General features: G+C 55.0%; 1 protein-coding gene. It reads right to left on the minus strand.

Annotated elements, in window-relative coordinates; genetic code table 11:
• Nucleotides 1–278 precede the first annotated feature (278 nt).
• The coding region (locus HMPREF3044_RS10105) for an ATP-binding cassette domain-containing protein (RefSeq protein ID WP_141759683.1) at nt 279–1,019 on the minus strand (741 nt) is incomplete at its 5' end.

Here is a 1,019-nt window from a genome sequence, read left to right on the forward strand (position 1 = left end):
AATAATTATGGGCTCAGGGTGTCAACTATGTCCCGACTGATGTGTCACCTATCACCGACGGCTGCACAGGTGCTGATTGCGTCAACGATGTCCTGACTGATGTGTCAACTGTCATGTAAAAAAATGCTGACCCAAGGTGTCAACTAAGTACTGACGCAGGACACCGTCATCGGCTCCGTCATCGGCTCCATCGTCATCGGCTCCACTAGGACGTCGAAAATGATAAGTAGGCGTTTGCGTTAGCGAGTATCGCTTAGGGGGGTCAAAAATCGCTTGCGTTAGCAGGCGTTGATTTGGTCGAGGCGGACGCTATGGTCGGCGACCTCGGTAACGAGTTCAGCGTCGTGGGTGATGACAATGACGACGGCACCAGTGTCAGCGAGTTTACGCATTACTCGGGAAATCGCGACAAGGTGCTTGTAGCCAACACCGGACGAGGGCTCGTCGAAGATGTAAACTTTCTTGTTCGCAGCAAGCGCTGTAGCAATAACCAGGCGTTGGCGTTGCCCGCCAGAGAGTGCTTGCGGATGGTCAGCCTCGTGGTCGGCAAGGTCGAGTTCTTCAAGGATCGCGTGGGCATCGATGTGTTGCTTTTCGGCTTTGGTCGTGCCGAGCGTGACTTCGTCGATGACGGTATCTGAGAACAACTGTCGGGTAGGGTCTTGCATCACAAGGTAGGCGTCACGGCTGGTGAATTTTTGTCCGCCGAGTGTGATGGATGCATGTTTGGCTTTTTCTAGTCCGCAAACAATGCGTGCCAGTGTTGATTTGCCTGACCCGCACGGGCCGAGGAGTGCCGTGATTTTCCCTGCCGGGAAGAGCAGATGGCTGATGTTGAGAACCGTGTTTCCGTGGCGGTAGGCGAAGGTGAGATTGCTGATCTCAAGCCCATCTTCTGCCGGTTCCGGAAGTTGTGGCATGGGCACGGGCACTAGGGATCGCAGCCCAAGCTGTTTGCGCTCCTCATCCGAGGTAGCGTAGAACTCTTCGCCGGTTGCGGTGAGGGCGATGTTGCCTTT

It is taken from the genome of Corynebacterium sp. HMSC073D01 (genome assembly GCF_001815555.1).
Lineage (GTDB): Bacteria > Actinomycetota > Actinomycetes > Mycobacteriales > Mycobacteriaceae > Corynebacterium > Corynebacterium glucuronolyticum.